The following is a 17811-nucleotide window of genomic DNA, read 5'->3' as shown; positions in this document are numbered from 1 at the left end:
GAACGGGTGCCGGCGTCCCCGTCTCCCTGGGTGATCCAGCGCCCGCGACAGAACCCGCGAGACACCCGTGCATTCCTCGCAAGAGGGGCTGACACGACGACAGCGGAGCAACCGAGTGGCACGCTACTTTTTCGATATCCACGATGGGCGGGAGTTCCTCCAGGATTCGATCGGGCAGGACTGCATCGACGGGGACCACATCCGTCGCGAAGCGATGCGCGCCCTGCCGGAGATCGCGCGCGACGCCATTCCCCATCGCGGCGCCGATGCCCAGGCCTTCACGGTCATCGTCCGCAACGCCGACAACGCACCGGTCTACACCGCGACGCTGACCTTCTCGGGTTTGTGGATGAGCCCCCAGGCTCAGCTGGGTGAGCCCACCGACTGAGGGCCGGACGGCGTCGAGACCGTCGAATCGCGGAAGGCCTTGCGCGAAACTTCCGCTCCGCGGAGAAACTCCGTCTATGAAGGGGCGAGTTCATCGCCGGGGACGGGTCGTGGTCAGCTTCGATGCCGAGTTTCGCCAGACGCTCGCGACCCTGTTCGCCTGGCGCCGCGACGTGCGCCGGTTTCGGACCGACCCGGTGGACGAGGCGCTGCTGCGCCGCTGCCTCGATCTCGCGCGCTTCAGTCCCTCCGTGGGCAACAGCCAGCCCTGGCGCTTCGTCCGGGTGGCGGACCCGGCACGTCGGGCCCAGGTGCTCGCCAGCTTCGAGCGCTGCAACGCCGCCGCCGCCGAGGCCTACGCCGCCGAGCAGCGCGAGGCCTATGTCCGCCTGAAGCTCGCCGGCCTGCGCGAGGCCCCCATCCATCTCGCGGTGTTCTGCGACGAGGCCACCGCCACCGGGCACGGCCTCGGGCGCGCGACCATGCCGGAGATGCTGCGCTACTCCGTGGTCACGGCCGTCCAGACCTTCTGGCTCGCCGCCCGGGCCCACGGCCTCGGCGTGGGCTGGGTCTCGATCCTTGAGCCCGGCACGGTCTGCGAGACCCTGGAGGTACCCTGCGCCTGGAGCCTCGTGGCCTATCTCTGCGTCGGCTTCCCCGTGGAGGAACACGAGGACCCGGAACTCGTGCGCCATGGCTGGCAGCAGCGCCTCGACGGCGGAATGCCCCTGATCGAGCGCTGATCTTCCGGGCACTGTCAGAGTCAAGAAAGTCCGAAGGCGAAGCGGACGATTTACAGGGATTCCGGGGGCCGTGCTTTACCGCGCCGGAGGATTCCCGGGTATGACTGCGCCCGAGCACTTCGCTTTACCGGAACGCGAACCTGCCTCCGCCATTGATGGTCGGGCAAACGGTCACGCTTTCGGAGAGACAGGTCATGGTTCGGCACGGCAAGCTTCGCCCTCGCGCGTGGGCTGCGGCAATCCTGGGCGCCGCCCTCGGTGCGGGTCTTCTGGGTGCGCCCGCCCAGGCCCGGGAGGTGGTGGCCTTCCACGACGGCGTGATGCCGGGTTCGATCATCGTGCGCACCGCCGAGCGCCGGCTCTACCTCGTCAACGGTGACGGCACAGCGATCCGCTACCCCGTCGCGGTCGGCAAGCCCGGCAAGCAGTGGAGCGGCGCGACGCAGATCGACGGCAAGTACGTCGAGCCGGCCTGGTCGCCGCCGCGCGAGGTCAAGCGCGACAACCCGCGCCTGCCCGCCGTCATCGCCGGCGGCTCGCCCTCGAACCCGATGGGCGTCGCGGCGATGACCCTGGCCGGCGGCGAGTACGCCATCCACGGTACCAACCGGCCGAACTCGATCGGCACCTACGCGTCCTACGGCTGTATCCGGATGTACAACCAGGACATCACCGACCTCTACGAGCGCGTCTCGGTCGGCACGCAGGTCTACGTCACCCGCTGAGCCTGCAAACCCGCGCGACCGCGGCACGGCCGCGCGGGCCTTCCTCAGAGTTTAGCGCGCCGGCGGCGACGTCGCCTCGACGGCCGTGAAGGCCTCGAGGATGCGGTAGGTGTGCTCGGCGCCCTCGGGCACCAGCCAGGAATCGCCCGGCTCGAGCACCACCGTCTCGCCCTCGACGATCAACTCCGCCCGCCCGGCGATCACGTAGCCGACGGTCTCGTAGGGGCGCTTGGCCATGGGCTTGTCGGCGCTCGGCGATTCGTCGCGCCACATCCGCATCGCGACCACTTGCCCCCGGGCCAGGGCGACCTCGCCATGCGCACCCTCGCCCGCGTTCTTGCTCGAAACCTTGATCGCCATCGTCGTGCTCCCTCCGGTATGTCCGTGGCCGGAACAACGGGAGGGGATCGCCGCCGTTCCGGCGACGAAGTGCCCTCAGAAGTCGACGGCGATGCCCTTGATCTCCCAATCGTCGTAGCGCACCGGCTCCAGGCCGCCCCGGCCCTGGCGCTCCCGCTGTGCCGCGATCTCGGTCGCACGGGCATCGATCGCCGCCCGACGCTCCGCCGCCTCCGCCAGCGCCCGCGCCGCCTCCGGGGTCAGGGTCCGGGCCTCGGCCGGGGCCTCATCCGCAGCGTTTTCCGTCGGTTCCGGGCTGGTCATGGCTTGCATCTCGGTGTCTCGGGTGGAAGGGCATCGCAGGGAGGCCCGCCGCGCACGGGCTCATGGCTTGGCGGGTATTGGCTCGGCGGGCACGGGTTTGGCGGGCACGGGCTCAGCGGGCTCATGAATTAGGAAGTGGCACTCATGACGACACGCCGCAACACGGATGCGCCGATGGCGCCGCTCGATCGCGGCGTCGCCGGGCTCGGCGCCCGTCAGGTCGCGCACGGCGCGGTGGCCGACCTCATCGGCAAGACCCGCGGCTTCGCCCTCGAGGACGCCCTCGCGCAGGCGAGCCGGAATGCCGGCCTCGACGCCGCCGATGCGGGCCTCGCCCGCGCCATCGCCACCGCCACCTTTCGCCGCCTCGGCTTTCTCCGCCGGGTGCTCGCCGCGCGCCTGTCGCAGGGCCTGCCCGACGACCAGCCGCGTCTCGTCGCGCTCCTGGCCACCGGCGCCGTGCAGATCCTCGACCTGAACGTGCCGGACCACGCCGCCGTCGACCTCGGCGTCCGCCTCGCCAAGGCCGATCCGCAACTCCAGCACCTCTCCGGCCTCGTGAACGCGGTCCTGCGTCGGATCGTGCGCGAACGGTCCGAGATCGTGGCCGATCCCGGCGATCCGCTGGCCGACAACACCCCGGACTGGCTCGCCCGCCGCTGGCGCGCCGCCTACGGCGAGGAGACGGCCCGGGCCATCGCGGCGGCTCACCTGCAGGGCGCGGCCCTCGACATCACGGTGCGGGGCTCGGCCGCCGCGTGGGCCGAACGCCTCGGCGGGGTGGCCCTGCCGACGGGCAGCGTGCGCCTGCACGACGTTCATGCCGCCGTCGCGGACCTGCCGGGATACGCCGAGGGCCAGTGGTGGGTGCAGGACGCCGCCGCCGCCCTCCCGGCCCGGCTCCTCGCCGTACAACCCGGAGAGCGCGTCGCCGATCTCTGTGCCGCTCCGGGCGGCAAGACCGCGCAGCTCGCGGCTGCCGGCGCCTCGGTTCTGGCCGTGGACCGGTCCAGCCCGCGCCTGGAGCGCCTGTCGCAGAACTTCGCCCGTCTCGGGCTGGAGGCGGAGATCCGCGTCGGCGATGCCCTGGCGCTGCCCGACGATCTGGCCTTCGATGCCGTCCTGCTCGATGCGCCCTGCTCGGCCACCGGCACGCTGCGCCGCCACCCCGACGTGGCCTGGACCAAGACCGAGAGCGATATCAGCCGCTTGATCGGGCTGCAGAAGCGTTTGTTCGACAAGGCCGCCGCCCTGGTGCGCCCCGGCGGACGCCTCGTCTACTGCACCTGTTCCCTCGAGCGGGAGGAGGGGGAGTATCAGGTTGCGACCTTCCTCACCCGCAACCCCGCGTTCGAACGCGTCCCCGTCGAGGCCGCTGAACTCGGCGGCCTGTCGGAGCCGATCGACGCCGCGGGCGACCTGCGGACGCTGCCTGCCCACCTCGACGGCGCCACGCCGGAGCGACTCGGCGGCCTCGACGGCTTCTTCGCAAGCCGGCTGCGCCGAAAGACCTGAGCGATGCGCGCGGTCCGGTTCGGAGGCGCCCGTCACGGATTGGCATCGGTCCTGGTCCTGCTCGCAGCGCTCGCCGCGGGCGCGATGCCCGCCCGGGCGCAGGTCGATCCCCGCATCCTGCCGCTGCGGCCGGCCTACGCGCGCAATCCCACCTGCGCGCCGGTCGCGACCAGCATTCCCTTCGCGGCGCACGAGGGAACGCGCGACGTCGGACTGTCGCCGTCCCCGCGCGAGATGCCCCTGAACCAGGGCGAGAGCGCCATCTGCTTCGCCTACGCCACCGCCGACATGATCTCGCATCGGCTGGGGCGCCAGATCGCCCCCCTCGACGTCGCCACGAAATACTATTTCGCCGATCCCGAGCGCCTGACGGCCATTCCGGCCCTCCGCGAGCACCTGAAGGCGCATCCGAACTGGCGCGCCGACATCGCCTGGAGCCGCAACGCCGCCGAGATGTCGAGTCTCGGGAATCCGAAGCTGCTGCCCTATTTCGACAAGATCGAGGGGGGCGAGGAGGATACGGCCGCGCTCCTCTACAACATCGATGGCCTGTGCGAGGACCGCGACCTGCCGTCCAACGACGGCTACCGCTACGCCGCGCCGACCCTGCATCGCCTGCGCTATCGCAGCCGCCTGGCGCCCCGGCCGATGAGCTTCCGCAGCCTCGCGGGCACGGTCCCGCACCTTCGGCATCCGCGGACCGACACCTTCAATGCGGGCTGGATCGCCCATGTGGATGCCCGCTGTCGACGGGCCAGCCTGCCGGTGCCTCTGCTGCCGGTCTCCTATCGGGTGGCAGCCAATCAGGCCGAGTTCGTCGAGATGCGGGATTCCGGGACGCCGCCGAGCCCGCGGGCGATCAGCCGGATCCTGGCGATGATCGATTACGCCCTGGACCACCGCCGCGTGCCCACCATCGGCTACAGCTGGTACCTCCTGGAGGACCGCGATCCCAAGGACCCGGACCTGCACGCGGATCACGCCAGTCCCGTGATCGGGCGGCGAAGGATCGGCGGTCGCTGCCAGTACCGGGTGCAGGACAACACCGGCGAGTACTGCGCCCGCATGCGATCGGGCATGCGCGAGGCCTGCGAGAATGGCCGCGTCTGGGTCGACGAGGAGGCCCTGCGCCGCACCCTCTACAGTGTCACGTACCTGCGCTGAGCTGAGCGCCGACGCGGTCTTCGTTCGGGGCGGAAACAAACGACAGCCTTGGCCGTTGCCCCGTTAACCATGAGGGAGCCGAATATGTCGTCACGCTGGATGACCCTGCAGGAAATCGCCGAGTCCCGCAGCATCAGTCTCGATCAGGCACGCCGCTGGGTCGATGCCGAGCATTGCCCGCGGGTCTTCCGCGCCGAGACCACGCTCTACCTCGTCTGAGACCGTCCGGGTCTCAGAGCAGGCGCCGGTCGAGCCTGAGGATGCGACAGGGGTCGCCGGCCTTGGCGGCCGGTGCATGGGGCGCGCGGATGAGCAGCGCTTCGGCCGAACCCAGGATGAAGAGCATCGAGGAATCCTGGCGGTTCTCGGGATGGACCACCGGGATGCGGTCGGGCCCCGTCTCGATCCGCGACCGGAGATAGTCCTGGCGCAGGTCGTTCTCGGGCAGATCGCTGCCGAGGATGGCCGGTTCGGACAGATCCGCGGACGCGCGCGGATCCCCCAGCAGGGCCCGGATCGCCGGGACCACGAACAGCAGCCCGCAGACCACCGAGGCCACCGGATTGCCCGGCAGTCCCAGAACGGCCATCCGGCCGAGGCGACCGTGCATCAACGGTTTGCCGGGCCGGAGCGCGACGCGCCAGAAACCGAGTTCGAGACCGCGGGTGGTCAGGGCCGATTGCACGAGGTCATGGTCGCCGACCGAGGCCCCTCCCAGCGTGATCAAAAGATCCGCATCGGCCGCCACCGCGCGCAGGATCGCGTCGTCGAGGGCCGCGAGCGTGTCGCCGGCGATCCCGAGATCGATGGCGTCCGCCCCGACCTCCCGGACCAGGGCCGCGACGGCGAGCCCGTTCGAAGCGACGATCTGGTCCCAGCGCGCCGGTTCCCCGGGCGCCACCAACTCGTCCCCCGTGGCCAGGATGGCCACCCGTGGGCGCCGCCGGACCGGGAGTGCGCCGTGCCCCCCGGCAGCCGCGAGGGCGATGCGGCGCGAATCCAGCACGTCACCGGCGGCGAGCAGGCGATCGTCCCTCCGGAAATCGAGGCCGCTCGGGCGGATGAAGCGACCCGCCGGTACGGGGTCGCGTCCGGTCACGCGGTCGGATGTCGCCTCGGCGTTCTCCTGGATCAGGATGGCGTCGGCCCCCTCCGGCACCGGCGCACCGGTGAAGATCCGCACGGCCTCACCGCGTCCCAGCACGCCGGCGAACCCGTGGCCGGCGGCGCTGCTGCCGATGAGCCGCAGGGTCGCGGGTGCTTCGGCGAGGTCGGCACTGTGGACCGCGTAACCGTCCATGGCCGAGGCCGGGAATGGCGGTTGCGTCCGGGTCGCCCGCACATCCGCCGCGAGCGTACGCCCGGCGGCCTGCCCGATCGGGACGGTCTCCGTCTCGACCGGTCCCGGAATGGATTGCAGGATGCGCGCCAGCGCCTCGGCGACCGGGATCATGCCCCCGGACCGCGATTTCTTCGAAGACATGCCGCTCAAGCGTGATCCTCGGCGCGATAGGCGCCGGAGCGGCCCCCGTCCTTGGCGAGCAGCCGGATCCCCTCGATGCGCATGCCGCGATCGGCCGCCTTCACCATGTCGTAGATGGTCAGGCAGGCCACCGAGACCGCGGTCAGCGCCTCCATCTCCACGCCGGTCGGGCCCAGCACCTTCACCTCCGCGGTGACCCGAAGGCCCGGAAGGCTGTCATCGGGCTCGCAATCGACGCGGACCTTCGCGAGCAGGAGGGGATGGCAGAGGGGAATGAGCTCGTGGGTGCGCTTCGAGGCCATGATCCCGGCGAGACGGGCCGTGCCGATGACGTCGCCCTTCTTGGCGTCGCCTTCCCGGATCAGCCGCAAGGTCTCGGGCAGCATGACCACCGAACCGGTGGCCCGCGCCGTGCGCGTGGTCGCGTCCTTCTCCGAGACATCGACCATGTTGGCCGCGCCGGAGGCGTCCAGGTGAGTGAGTTCGGCCATCGCTGCGCTCAGGCTTTCGCGTCGCCGAAGAGCAGGCGGCGGGTTGCGGCGGTGACGTCGGCCTCGCGCATCAGGCTCTCGCCGACCAGGATGGTATCGAGACCGTTCTCGGCCAGCCGGACCACGTCGGCATGCCCGGCGATGCCGCTCTCGGCCACGGCGATGCGGTCGGCCGGCACGCCCTCGGCGAGGCGGATCGCCGTCTCGAACGAGACCTCGAAGGTCTTGAGGTTGCGGTTGTTGATGCCCACCAGCCGTGTACCGAGGGGCAGGGCCCGGGCCAACTCCTCGGCATCGTGGACCTCGACCAGCACGTCCATGCCGAGGTCGTGGGCCGTCTCCACCAGGGCGGCGGCCTCCTCGTCGTCGAGGCAGGCCATGATCACGAGGATGCAATCGGCGCCCCAGGCCCGCGCCTCGAACACCTGGTAGGGCTCGAACAGGAAGTCCTTGCGCAGGACCGGCAGGGCGCAGGCCGCGCGCGCTTCGGTGAGGTACTCGGGCTTGCCCTGGAACGAGGGCGTGTCCGTGAGGACCGAGAGGCAGGTGGCGCCGCCGGCCTCGTAGGCCGCGGCCAGGATCGCAGGATCGAAGTCGGCGCGGATCAGGCCCTTCGAGGGCGAGGCCTTCTTCACCTCGGCGATCAGCGCGGGACGCTTCTGCGCGATGTGCGCCGCGATGGCATCGGCAAAGCCGCGCGGTGCCGTGACATCGGCGATGCGCTTCTCGAGCTTCGTCTGCGGCACCCGCAGCTTCGCCTCGGCGATCTCGCGCCGCTTGTAGGTCTCGATGCGGGCGAGCACGTCCTTGCGCTCGGCCGGAGCGATCTCGGGGACAAAGCCGGGTTTCGATTTGGACTCGGACGTGGGCTCGGACATGACGGGCTTTCAGGCGTTCGAGCGAAGGTTCGAGAGACGGACCAGTGTCTGTAGTGTGGCGCGCGCAGCGCCGCTGTCGAGGGCCTGCGCCGCCCGGGCGACGCCGTCGGCGAGCGCGTGTGCCGCCTCGGCCACGACGAGGGCGGCCCCGGCATTCAGCACGGCGATGTCGCGATACGCGTTCCGCGCCCCGTCGAGGACGTCGGCCAGCGCCGCGGCGTTGTGCGCCGGATCGCCGCCGCGCAGGGCGTCCAGGCTGTGTAGGGGCAACCCGACATCGCGCGGATCGATGGTGAATTGCGAGACCCGGCCCCCCTCCAGGGCCACCACGGCCGTGGGACCGGTGACGGTGATCTCGTCGAGGCCGTCGCTGCCGTGAACGGTCCAGACCCGCTCGCTGCCGAGCTCGGACAGCACGCCCGTCAGCGGCTCGGCCCAGGCGGGCGACGAGACGCCGAAGAGCTGGCGCCGGACGCCGGCCGGATTGGCCAGGGGGCCGAGCATGTTGAAGATCGTGCGCGTCGGGAGCTCGGCCCGCACGGGCGCCACGTGGCGCATGGCGGCGTGGTGCGTCTGCGCGAACATGAAGCACAGGCCCGCTTCGGCCAGGCAGAGGCTCAGCTCGTCCGGGGCGAGCCCGATGCGCACGCCGAGGGCCGCGAGCACGTCGGCCGCCCCGGAGCGCGAGGTGGCGGCGCGATTGCCGTGCTTGGCCACGGGGACGCCGCAGGCGGCCGTCACGATCGCCGCCAGGGTCGAGACGTTGTAGCTGCCGGAATGATCGCCGCCGGTGCCCACGACGTCGACGGCCCCGGGAACGCTGCGCACCGGCAGCATCCGGGCGCGCATGGCCTCCACCGCCCCGACGATCTCGTCCGGCGCCTCGCCGCGGACCTTCAGGGCCATCAGGAAGGCGCTGGCCTGGACCGGGGTCACCTCGCCCGACAGGAGGTCGTCGAAGGCCCGGCGGGCCTCGTCGCGCGTGAGACTCGCACCCGTAGCGACCTTCGCGAGGAGGGGTTTGAAGGATTCCATGGGTCTCGGGCGTGAAGATCCGGCGCGGGAGGCCGGGATTGTTCCTGACGAGCGACAGGCTTCGTCAATGCACGCCGTCGCGGCCCTTGTCACGCGTTGCGTTCCAGGCCGCCGCGATGTCGAGGAAATTGCGCAGGATCTGCGAACCGTGGTGCGAGAGGATGCTCTCGGGGTGGAACTGGACCCCGTGCACGGGCAGATGCGCGTGCTGCAGCCCCATGATCAGGCCGTCGGCCTCCGCCGTCACGGTCAGGTCCGTCGGACAGCCGCCGCGCTCCACCACCAGGGAATGATAGCGCGTCGCATCGAAGGGCCCGTTCAGACCGCGGAAGATGCCGGAGGCCCGGTGCTGGATGCTGGAGACCTTGCCGTGCATCGGTGCCGGGGCCCGCACGACGTCTCCGCCGAAAGCCTGCCCGATGGCCTGGAGCCCGAGACAGACGCCGAAGATCGGGATCTCGGCCGAGAGGTCCTTGACCACGTCGAGGCAGATGCCGGCCTCGTTCGGCGAACACGGTCCGGGCGACAGCACCACGGCGTCGGGCCGACGGGCACGGATCTCCGCGGTGGTGATGGCGTCGTTGCGCACCACGTCGATCGAACCGCAGAGGGGGCCGATCAGGTGGACGAGATTCCAGGTGAAGGAATCGTAGTTGTCGATGACGAGGACGTCGGACATGGGCGGCTCACGCGCAGGCATGGAAGCGGTTTGACCGGACTCCCGCGAGGGGTCAACACATCCGGGGTCGACGCATCCATGTCGACGGATCGGGGTCGCCCCCGCCCGCACCGGGCGCTACTGCCCCCGCCGGGCCCGGCTCGCGAACAGCACCGCATCCTCGGCCGCCCGGAACAGGGCCTTGGCCTTGTTGACGCATTCCTGCTGCTCGGAGGCCGGGTCGGAATCGTAGACGATGCCCGCGCCGGCCTGCACGTGCATGCGGCCGTCCTTCACCAGGGCTGTGCGGAGCACGATGCAGGTGTCCATCTCGCCGCGCGCGCCGAAATAGCCGATGCAGCCGCCGTAGGGGCCGCGCTTCTCGTGCTCGAGCTCGTCGATGATCTCCATGGCCCGCACTTTCGGGGCACCGGAGACGGTTCCGGCCGGAAAGCCGGCGGCGAGGGCCGCGAGCGCATCGTGCTTCGGGTCGAGGTCGCCCTCGACGTTCGAGACGATGTGCATGACCTGGCTGTAGAATTCGAGGAAGAACGAACCCGTGACCGTGACGCTGCCGATCCGCGCGACGCGGCCGACGTCGTTGCGGCCGAGGTCGAGCAGCATGAGGTGCTCGGAGCGCTCCTTCGGATCGGCCAGCAGTTCCTCGGCCAGCGCCTTGTCCTCGGCGGGCGTGGCGCCGCGCCGACGCGTGCCGGCGATCGGCCGGATCGTGACGCGATCGTCACGGACCCGAACCAGGATTTCCGGCGAGGAGCAGACGAGCTGAAACGCCTCGAAATCGAGGTAGCACAGGAACGGCGCCGGGTTGGTCCGGCGCAGCGACCGGTACAGGGCGAGGGCCGGCAGGGTGAAGGGCGCCTCGAAGCGCTGCGACAGCACGACCTGGAAGACGTCGCCGGCGACGATGTACTCCTTGGCCCGGGCGACCATCCCCAGGTATTCGTCCGGTGTGGTGTTCGAAACGGGCTCGGGATGCGCGATGGCGCGCGGGTCGATCCGCGCCTCGACGGGGAGGGGGCCTTCGAGGATCTCGGCCACCCGCTCCAGCCGAGCCAGGGTCGCCTCGTAGGCGGCGCGTGCGCCGACCCCGGCGGCCGGGCGGACCGGGCCGACCACGGTGATCAGGTCGCGAACCGAGTCGAAGACCACCATCAGGCGCGGTCGCACGAGGATCGCGTCCGGCACGCCGAGCGGATCGGGGTTCGGGCGACCGAGGGTTTCCATGGCCCGGACCATGTCGTAGCCGAGGTAGCCGAACAGGCCGGCCGCCATCGGCGGCAGCACCTCCGCGTCGCGCTCCGCGCCGATCGCGCTCTCGGCGATCAGGTCCCGCAGGCTCGCCAGGGGCGCCGCTGCCTCGGGCGCGAAGACCGACAGGTCGGGACCGCGCGCGATCTCCGCCCGGCCCTCGCGGCAGCGCCAGGCCAGGTCGGGGTCGAGCCCGATCATCGAGTAGCGTCCGCGGACGACGCCGCCCTCGACCGATTCGAGCAGGAAGGCCGTGCCGGAATGCTGCGCCCGCAGCTTCAGGAAGGCGGCGACGGGCGTTTCGAGGTCCGCCACCAGGGTGATGTTGAGGAGGGTGGGACGACCCGCCTCGTAGGCTTCGACGAAGGCCGTGAAGGCGGAGTCCTCAGACATCGTCGGCTCAGTACTCGCCGCCGCCGATCGCCCGGCGGAAGGCCGCCTGGTTGATGGTCACGCCCACCGAGGTCTGCACGTCGCCGATGTACTGGCCCAGGACATCGTCGGCGATGGTGGGCTGGAAGCGCTTGGTAATCGCCTCGTCCTCCGGCGAGCCGGGAACGAAGGCGGGCATCGTCGCAGCGGTGACCTTGAACAGGGCGCGACTCTCGCCGGCCTCGGCGGAGGCCGACTTCTCGACCGCCGTCGCGAAGACGCGGTTGACCACCTCGGCCGTCAGATCGCCCTGGGCCTGGTTGCGGGCCAGGTCGGTGAGGGTCTGGACGTTCAGGCCCGCTTCCGCCGCGAGGGCCTCGACGGTCTCGCCCTTGTCGAGGCGCGCCGACAGCTCCTTGGCCTTGGCGAGGAGGCGGCTCTGGACCTCGGCGGCGCGCCAGCGGGCGACGACCTCGTCGCGCACCTCGTCGAGGGGCTTGTCATGGGCCCGGTCGATGCCGGTCACGTCGTACCAGACGTATCCCCCGGTCTTGGTGCGCAGGGGCTCGTTGTCGCCGCCCATCTCGGCCCGGAACAGGGCGGTCAGGGTGGTGTCGCGATCCGGGATGCCCTCGACGGTCTTGCCCGCGGGATCGAGGCCCTGCGCGGTGACGGCCGGGATGGTCGTCAGCGGCAGGTCGCGCTCCTTGGCGATGTCGGCCAGGGGCTTCGAGTTGGCGCGCTGGTCCTCGATCGCGTCGTGCGTCGTGTCGAGGCCGCTGTTGGCGCGCTCCAGGGCGATGGTCTTGGCGATGTCCGCGGAGACGTCGGCCAGCGGCTTCACCGTCTCCGGCGCGATGGCGGTGACACGCAGGAGAACGGTGCCGAAGCGGCCCTTCACCGGTGCGCTCACCGTGTTCAGCGGCAGGCTGAAGGCCGCATCCGCCACGGCGGGATCGAACAGCTCCGCCTTCGACAGCGTCCCGAGCGAGAGGTTCTTCGCATCGGCGCCGGTCTCGGCGGCGGCCGTCTCGAACGGCTTCTCACCGGCCTCGATCGCCTTGCGGGCCGCCTCGGCGGCGGCCTGATCCGGGAAGACGATCTGCTGGATCGTGCGACGCTCCGGCGTCCCGTAGCGCGCCTTCTCGGACTCGTAGCGCTGGGCGATCTCCTCGGCGGTCACGGCCTCCGGCTTGGCCATCGCCTGCGGGTCCAGGACCAGCAGGGTGACGGCGCGGGCTTCCGGCGCGCGGAAGGCGAACTTGTTGTCCTCGTAATACGCCTTCACCGCCTCCTCGGAGGGGGCCGGGATGTCCCCCGCCACGGAGGGCGGCAGCATCATCAGGGCGACCGAACGGCGCTCGGTGGTGTAGCGGTGCACCGCCTCGCGCAGCGCCTCGGGGACATGCAGGTCGGCGGCGACCGCCTCGGCGAGCTGCAGGCGGGCGGCGACCGAGCGCTGCTCGCGCACGAAGGTCGCCTCGTTGATGCCGGCCCGCTGGAGCGTCTGGTAGAACAGGGCGGGATCGAACTTGCCGTCGGCGCCCTGGAAGCTCTTCTCCTCCTGGATCGCGCGCAGCACGGCCGCATCGGGGATGCTCAGGCCGAGGGCCGCGGTCTGCTGGTCGAGGGAGGCTTCGCTCACGAGCTGCGCCAGGACCTGACGGTCGATGCCGAGCGCCCGCGCCTGGTCGGGCGTCAGGGTGCGGCGGGTCTGGCTCTGGTAGCGCTGGAGCTGGTTCTGATAGGCGCTGCGCACGGTCTCGGCGGAGATCTGCGCCCGGCCCACGGTGGCCACGCTGGTGGACGAGCCCGCCCGGAAGAACTCCTCGACACCGAAGATCGCCACGCCGGCGATCAGGAAGGTGAAGACCACCGTGAGGATGATCTTGCCGAGCCAGTGCTGGCTGGCCTTGCGCATGTTCTGCAGCATCGAACGTCCGGGTACCCGTCGCGTGGGCGCCGGAAGCGCCCCGTCATTCCTGGGAAGGTCGCCCGCGATAGACCATCCGCGCTGTCACCGCAAAGGGCGTTCGCGGTTTGCGCCCTTCCTGAGGCTCTGTTAGGGCCGGCGCGACCGCGAAGCGAAGCCATATCAGCGAGGAACGGGATGACGAAGTCGGGGCGACGGCCGCTGGTTGCCGGCAACTGGAAGATGAACGGCCTGCGCAGCTCTGTCGCCGTCGTGGAGGCCGTGCGGAGCGGCCTGACCGCGGCGTTGCTCGACACGGTCGACGTCCTCATCTGCCCGCCCTCCACGCTGATCGCGTCCTGCGTCGCCGCCGCCTACGGCTCGCCGATCGCCATCGGCGGCCAGAACCTGCACGCCAAGCCGAACGGCGCCTTCACCGGCAGCATCTCGGCGGAGATGCTGGCCGATCTCGGCGCCACCTACGTCATCGTCGGCCATTCCGAGCGCCGGGCCTACCACCACGAGACCGATGACGGCGTCCACGCCAAGGCGCTGGCGGCCCGCCGCGCGGGTCTCTGCGGCATCATCTGCGTCGGCGAGACCAAGGAAGAGCGCGAGGAGGGCCGGACCCTCGACATCGTTCGCGCGCAGCTCGCGATCGGCGTGCCGAAGGGCGCCTCCGCCAAGGACACCGTCATCGCCTACGAGCCGGTCTGGGCGATCGGCACCGGCCTGACGCCGACCCCGGCCGACATCGCCGAGGTTCACGCCTCGCTGCGCGAGATGCTCGGCCAGCTCATCGGCGCCGAGGCACAGGCGGTGCGCATCCTCTATGGCGGCTCCGTCAAGCCGAGCAACGCCCGCGAGCTGATGGCGGTGGAGAACGTCGACGGCGCCTTGGTGGGCGGCGCCAGCCTGGTGGCCGACGACTTCCTCGGCATCGCCCGCGCCTACCTGCGCTAGGGATCGGGCCCGGACAGTCCACTGCAGCGGACGTCCGCAGTCGGACCGTGACAGTCCGGCTCCGGCAGGAGTGGCCCAGGAGGCATCGGCGGACATGATCTGGCAGTCGGACGAGGATCGCGCCTGGGCCGTCGAGGAGGCCTGCCGCAACGCCCGACCTTCGCCGCTGGAGATCGGCCTCGGGGGCTGGATCCTGCGGGCCTCGGGCGGTCCGACGCGGCGGACGAACTCGCTCAATCCCCTGCGCGGCTGGCGCGACGATCCCGCCCGCATCATCGCGGAGGCCGAGAGCCTCTACAGGAGCCTCGGCCGGCCGCTGATCGTCCGGGTGCCGGATCTCGTGCCCGAGATGGGCGCCGTGCTCGATGGTCTCGGATATCGCTCCGAAGGAGAGGCCTGCACGCTGTTCGCGGCGCTTCCGCCGGACGACCGCGCGGTGCCGGACGACGTCATCCTGACCGATGCCCCCGACGCGGCATGGCTGGAGGCCCATGCCGCCTGCGAGGGCGTGGTGTCCGAGGCCGCTCTGCGAGCGTATCGCGACTCGCTCGCATGCCTGATCCTGCCCAGGATGTTCGCGCGTCGGATCGAAGCGGATCGGACGGTGGCCGTGGCCTACGGCGTCCTGCATCGCGGGATCCTGGTGTTCGAATCCGTCGCGACGCACCCGGCCCATCGTCGGGCGGGGCATGCGCGCAGCCTGATCGCGACGCTGATGGCCTGGGCGCGGCAGGAGGGAGCGACCGGCGCCTGCCTTCAGGTGATCGCGGGCAATGCGCCGGCGCGGGCGCTCTATGGCGGGCTCGGGTTCTCCCGCAACCTCTACGACTACCGCTACCGCCGCCGCGACTAGGCGCTGCGAGCGCGAGATCCTTCGGCGCGAGATCCTTCGGCGCGAGACCCTTCGGCGCGAGACCCTTCGGCGCGAGACCCTTCGGCGTCGGACACGCCGCGGCGCCGGATCTGCGCCGAAGCCTCGGTCCGGTTGGCGCGCGCGGTCATCTGGTGTATGGCCCCGCGGATATGTCGGCGGCGCCAGGACTCTCCGGCCCGTAATGCACCCGTGGCCGGTTCCCTCCCCGGAACCAGCGCGCGGATGACGAAGCTTCCGGAAACCCGATGCAGACCGTTCTGATCTCGATCCATCTCATCGTCGTCCTCGGCCTCATCGCCGTGGTCCTGCTCCAGCGCTCCGAGGGCGGTCTCGGTCTCGGCGGGGGTGGCAGCGGCGGTGTCGCGGGTTTCATGACGGGGCGGGGCCAGGCCAACGCGCTGACCCGCGCGACCGCCATCCTCGCCGCCCTGTTCTTCACCACCAGCATGGCGCTCGCGATCCTGTCGCACCGCAGTGCGGCCCCGCGCTCGATCCTCGAGGGAACCGGGACCAGCCAGCCCGCGACGCCGCCGAACGCCGGCAACCTGCTCGACACCCTGCGCGGGCAGAGCGGCGCCCAGCCCAGCACCCAGCCCGGCACCCCGGCGCAGGTGCCCGAGACGGCACCGGCCCAGCCGGCCGTGCCGCAGGCGCCGCAGTCGCGCTGATCGGGCGGTTCAGGGCGCCACGAACGTCGCCTTTGACCCCGTCTTAACCGCGGCGTGTTCGCTGGGGCCGGTCGCTCGCTGCGAGCGCCCGGGTGATCGAGATACGCGGCGTCCGAGGGTTCAGACGCCGATCATCGTTGCAAGGCCGATCGAACGGCGTCCTCGCCCCGCATGCGCAGACCTCGCGGGGGATAGGCGTTTTTGTTGTTTGGCGAATCGTCTTCCCTTGTTTATGGACCGAGGCCCATGACGCGGTACGTATTCATCACCGGCGGCGTGGTTTCCTCGCTCGGCAAGGGTCTCGCATCGGCCGCCCTCGCGGCCCTGCTCCAGGCACGGGGCTACAAGGTCCGCCTGCGCAAGCTCGACCCCTACCTGAACGTCGATCCGGGGACGATGAGCCCGACCCAGCACGGCGAGGTCTTCGTCACCGACGACGGTGCGGAGACGGACCTCGACCTCGGGCATTACGAGCGCTTCACCGGCCTGCCCGCGACCCGGGCGGACAACATCACCACCGGGCGGATCTACCTCGACATCATCACCAAGGAGCGCCGCGGCGATTACCTCGGCGCGACGATCCAGGTGATCCCGCACGTCACCAACGCGATCAAGGACTTCGTCCTCGAAGGCAACGAGGCCTTCGACTTCGTGCTGGTCGAGATCGGCGGCACGGTCGGCGACATCGAGGGCCTGCCGTTCTTCGAGGCGATCCGGCAGCTCGGGCAGGAACTGCCCCGCGGCGCCACCGCCTTCGTGCACCTGACCCTGCTGCCCTACATCCCGTCCGCCGGGGAGCTGAAGACCAAGCCGACGCAGCACTCGGTGAAGGAGCTGCGCTCCATCGGCATCCAGCCCGACATGCTGCTCTGCCGCTGCGACCGGCCGATCCCGACGGACGAGCGCCGCAAGCTCGGCCTGTTCTGCAACGTCCGCGAGACCGCCGTGATCGAAGCGCGCGACGTCGCCTCGATCTACGACGTGCCGCTCTCCTATCGCGAGGCCGGCCTCGACCGGGAGGTGCTGGCGCATTTCGGCCTGCCGTCGCAGGACGAGCCGGACCTGACGCGCTGGCGCACCATCTCCGAGCGGGTGAAGAACCCCGAGGGCGAGGTCTCCATCGCCATCGTCGGCAAGTACACGGGCCTCAAGGACGCCTACAAGTCGCTGACCGAGGCGCTGACCCACGGCGGCATCGCGCATCGGGTGAAGGTCAACTTGGAGTGGATCGAGGCCGAGGTCTTCGAGCGCGAGGATCCCGCGCCGTTCCTCGAGGGCATCCACGGCATCCTCGTCCCCGGCGGCTTCGGCCAGCGTGGCGCCGAGGGGAAGATCCGCGCGGCGCGCTACGCCCGCGAGCGCAAGATCCCCTATTTCGGCATCTGCTTCGGCATGCAGATGGCCGTGATCGAGGCGGCCCGGGCCCTCGCCGGCGTCTCGGACGCCAACTCGACCGAGTTCGGCGAGACCAGCGAGCCGGTGGTCGGTCTCCTGACCGAGTGGCTGAAGGGCAATGAGCTGGAGCGCCGCGCCGCGGCCGGCGACCTCGGCGGGACCATGCGTCTCGGCGCCTACCAGGCCAGCCTGCGCCCGGATTCGAAGATCGCCGAGATCTACGGCACGACCGAGATCTCGGAGCGCCACCGCCACCGCTACGAGGTCAACATGGCCTATCGCGAGTGCCTGGAGGCCAAGGGCCTGCGCTTCTCGGGCCTTTCGCCGGACGGGCTCCTGCCGGAGACCGTGGAGCATGTCGGGCATCCCTGGTTCATCGGCGTGCAGTTCCACCCGGAGCTGAAGTCCCGCCCCTTCGAGCCGCACCCGCTCTTCGAGAGCTTCGTCGGCGCCGCGATGGTCCAGAGCCGCCTGGTCTAGCCCCGGAGGGGACGGTCGCCCGCCGACCGTCCCTGCCGGAGCGCGGCCCGATACGCCGGCACCGGCCCAGGGCGAGAACCGACGACGGTCCGACGGAGCGCGGTTCCGGCCGGGCGCGGACGGACGCCGCCCGGAC

Annotated in this window: 19 protein-coding genes; 10 read left to right on the top strand and 9 right to left on the bottom strand. The window is 70.9% G+C overall.

Features of this window, described 5'->3' with window-relative positions; all coding sequences use genetic code 11:
* Positions 1-115: 115 nt before the first annotated feature.
* From ASF58_RS17630 to ASF58_RS17620, 3 genes are all read left to right on the top strand, one after another.
* The gene (locus tag ASF58_RS17630; protein ID WP_055955336.1) at positions 116-388 is read left to right on the top strand and encodes a hypothetical protein; all 273 of its coding nucleotides are present in this window, start codon (positions 116-118) and stop codon (positions 386-388) included.
* A 76-nt stretch (positions 389-464) separates the two neighbouring features.
* Complete coding sequence (bluB, locus tag ASF58_RS17625) at positions 465-1130, top strand: 5,6-dimethylbenzimidazole synthase (protein ID WP_055955333.1); 666 nt, start codon at positions 465-467, stop codon at positions 1128-1130.
* Between the two features lie 194 nt (positions 1131-1324).
* Positions 1325-1855 (top strand): L,D-transpeptidase, encoded by a 531-nt coding sequence (locus ASF58_RS17620; protein WP_055955329.1) that lies wholly within the window; start codon positions 1325-1327, stop codon positions 1853-1855.
* A 51-nt stretch (positions 1856-1906) separates the two neighbouring features.
* Here ASF58_RS17620 and ASF58_RS17615 read toward each other — a convergent pair whose 3' ends face one another.
* Both ASF58_RS17615 and ASF58_RS17610 read right to left on the bottom strand, forming a co-directional pair.
* The gene (locus ASF58_RS17615) at positions 1907-2215 is read right to left on the bottom strand and encodes a cupin domain-containing protein (protein ID WP_055955326.1); all 309 of its coding nucleotides are present in this window, start codon (positions 2213-2215) and stop codon (positions 1907-1909) included.
* A gap of 75 nt (positions 2216-2290) precedes the next feature.
* The gene (locus ASF58_RS17610; protein WP_055955498.1) at positions 2291-2518 is read right to left on the bottom strand and encodes a DUF1674 domain-containing protein; all 228 of its coding nucleotides are present in this window, start codon (positions 2516-2518) and stop codon (positions 2291-2293) included.
* Positions 2519-2662: 144 nt separating this feature from the next.
* On the opposite strand from ASF58_RS17610, the gene ASF58_RS17605 reads away from it, so the two are divergent.
* The 3 genes from ASF58_RS17605 to ASF58_RS27540 all read left to right on the top strand — a co-directional run bounded on the left by ASF58_RS17605 (position 2663) and on the right by ASF58_RS27540 (position 5416).
* Positions 2663-4033 carry an RsmB/NOP family class I SAM-dependent RNA methyltransferase gene (locus ASF58_RS17605; RefSeq protein WP_082513146.1) on the top strand — a complete coding sequence of 457 codons (1371 nt, stop codon included), beginning with the start codon at positions 2663-2665 and terminating at the stop codon, positions 4031-4033.
* Positions 4034-4036: 3 nt separating this feature from the next.
* A complete protein-coding gene (locus ASF58_RS17600) occupies positions 4037-5197 on the top strand; it encodes a hypothetical protein (protein WP_055955323.1) in 1161 nt (386 codons plus the stop codon).
* Between the two features lie 84 nt (positions 5198-5281).
* Complete coding sequence (locus tag ASF58_RS27540; protein ID WP_280137554.1) at positions 5282-5416, top strand: hypothetical protein; 135 nt, start codon at positions 5282-5284, stop codon at positions 5414-5416.
* A 13-nt stretch (positions 5417-5429) separates the two neighbouring features.
* Here ASF58_RS27540 and glp read toward each other — a convergent pair whose 3' ends face one another.
* The 7 genes from glp to ASF58_RS17565 form a co-directional block, all read right to left on the bottom strand.
* A complete protein-coding gene (gene glp, locus ASF58_RS17595) occupies positions 5430-6680 on the bottom strand; it encodes a gephyrin-like molybdotransferase Glp (protein WP_055955320.1) in 1251 nt (416 codons plus the stop codon).
* A 5-nt stretch (positions 6681-6685) separates the two neighbouring features.
* A complete protein-coding gene (moaC, locus tag ASF58_RS17590) occupies positions 6686-7171 on the bottom strand; it encodes a cyclic pyranopterin monophosphate synthase MoaC (RefSeq protein ID WP_055955316.1) in 486 nt (161 codons plus the stop codon).
* An 8-nt stretch (positions 7172-7179) separates the two neighbouring features.
* Positions 7180-8049 carry an indole-3-glycerol phosphate synthase TrpC gene (gene trpC, locus ASF58_RS17585; protein ID WP_082513145.1) on the bottom strand — a complete coding sequence of 290 codons (870 nt, stop codon included), beginning with the start codon at positions 8047-8049 and terminating at the stop codon, positions 7180-7182.
* Between the two features lie 9 nt (positions 8050-8058).
* Positions 8059-9084 carry an anthranilate phosphoribosyltransferase gene (gene trpD, locus ASF58_RS17580; protein ID WP_055955312.1) on the bottom strand — a complete coding sequence of 342 codons (1026 nt, stop codon included), beginning with the start codon at positions 9082-9084 and terminating at the stop codon, positions 8059-8061.
* A 64-nt stretch (positions 9085-9148) separates the two neighbouring features.
* The gene (locus ASF58_RS17575) at positions 9149-9763 is read right to left on the bottom strand and encodes an aminodeoxychorismate/anthranilate synthase component II (RefSeq protein ID WP_055955309.1); all 615 of its coding nucleotides are present in this window, start codon (positions 9761-9763) and stop codon (positions 9149-9151) included.
* Between the two features lie 117 nt (positions 9764-9880).
* Positions 9881-11404: an anthranilate synthase component I gene (gene trpE / locus ASF58_RS17570; RefSeq protein WP_055955306.1), complete on the bottom strand. Its 1524-nt coding sequence runs from the start codon at positions 11402-11404 to the stop codon at positions 9881-9883.
* A gap of 7 nt (positions 11405-11411) precedes the next feature.
* The gene (locus ASF58_RS17565) at positions 11412-13316 is read right to left on the bottom strand and encodes a peptidylprolyl isomerase (protein WP_055955303.1); all 1905 of its coding nucleotides are present in this window, start codon (positions 13314-13316) and stop codon (positions 11412-11414) included.
* Positions 13317-13493: 177 nt separating this feature from the next.
* Here ASF58_RS17565 and tpiA point away from each other — a divergent pair, with 177 nt between their 5' ends.
* From tpiA to ASF58_RS17545, 4 genes are all read left to right on the top strand, one after another.
* Positions 13494-14258, top strand: a complete 765-nt coding sequence (gene tpiA / locus ASF58_RS17560) for a triose-phosphate isomerase (protein ID WP_055955300.1) — start codon at positions 13494-13496, stop codon at positions 14256-14258.
* A gap of 94 nt (positions 14259-14352) precedes the next feature.
* Positions 14353-15111, top strand: coding sequence for a GNAT family N-acetyltransferase (locus ASF58_RS17555; protein WP_055955298.1), 759 nt, complete (start codon positions 14353-14355; stop codon positions 15109-15111).
* Positions 15112-15377: 266 nt separating this feature from the next.
* The gene (gene secG, locus ASF58_RS17550) at positions 15378-15800 is read left to right on the top strand and encodes a preprotein translocase subunit SecG (protein ID WP_055955295.1); all 423 of its coding nucleotides are present in this window, start codon (positions 15378-15380) and stop codon (positions 15798-15800) included.
* Positions 15801-16046: 246 nt separating this feature from the next.
* Complete coding sequence (locus ASF58_RS17545; RefSeq protein ID WP_055955292.1) at positions 16047-17675, top strand: CTP synthase; 1629 nt, start codon at positions 16047-16049, stop codon at positions 17673-17675.
* The last annotated feature ends 136 nt before the right edge of the window (positions 17676-17811 follow it).

It is taken from the genome of Methylobacterium sp. Leaf125, from assembly GCF_001423085.1.
Taxonomy (GTDB): domain Bacteria; phylum Pseudomonadota; class Alphaproteobacteria; order Rhizobiales; family Beijerinckiaceae; genus Methylobacterium.
The sequence above is the reverse complement of the archived record's forward strand: the minus strand, read 5'-3'. Positions and strand labels throughout refer to the sequence as shown.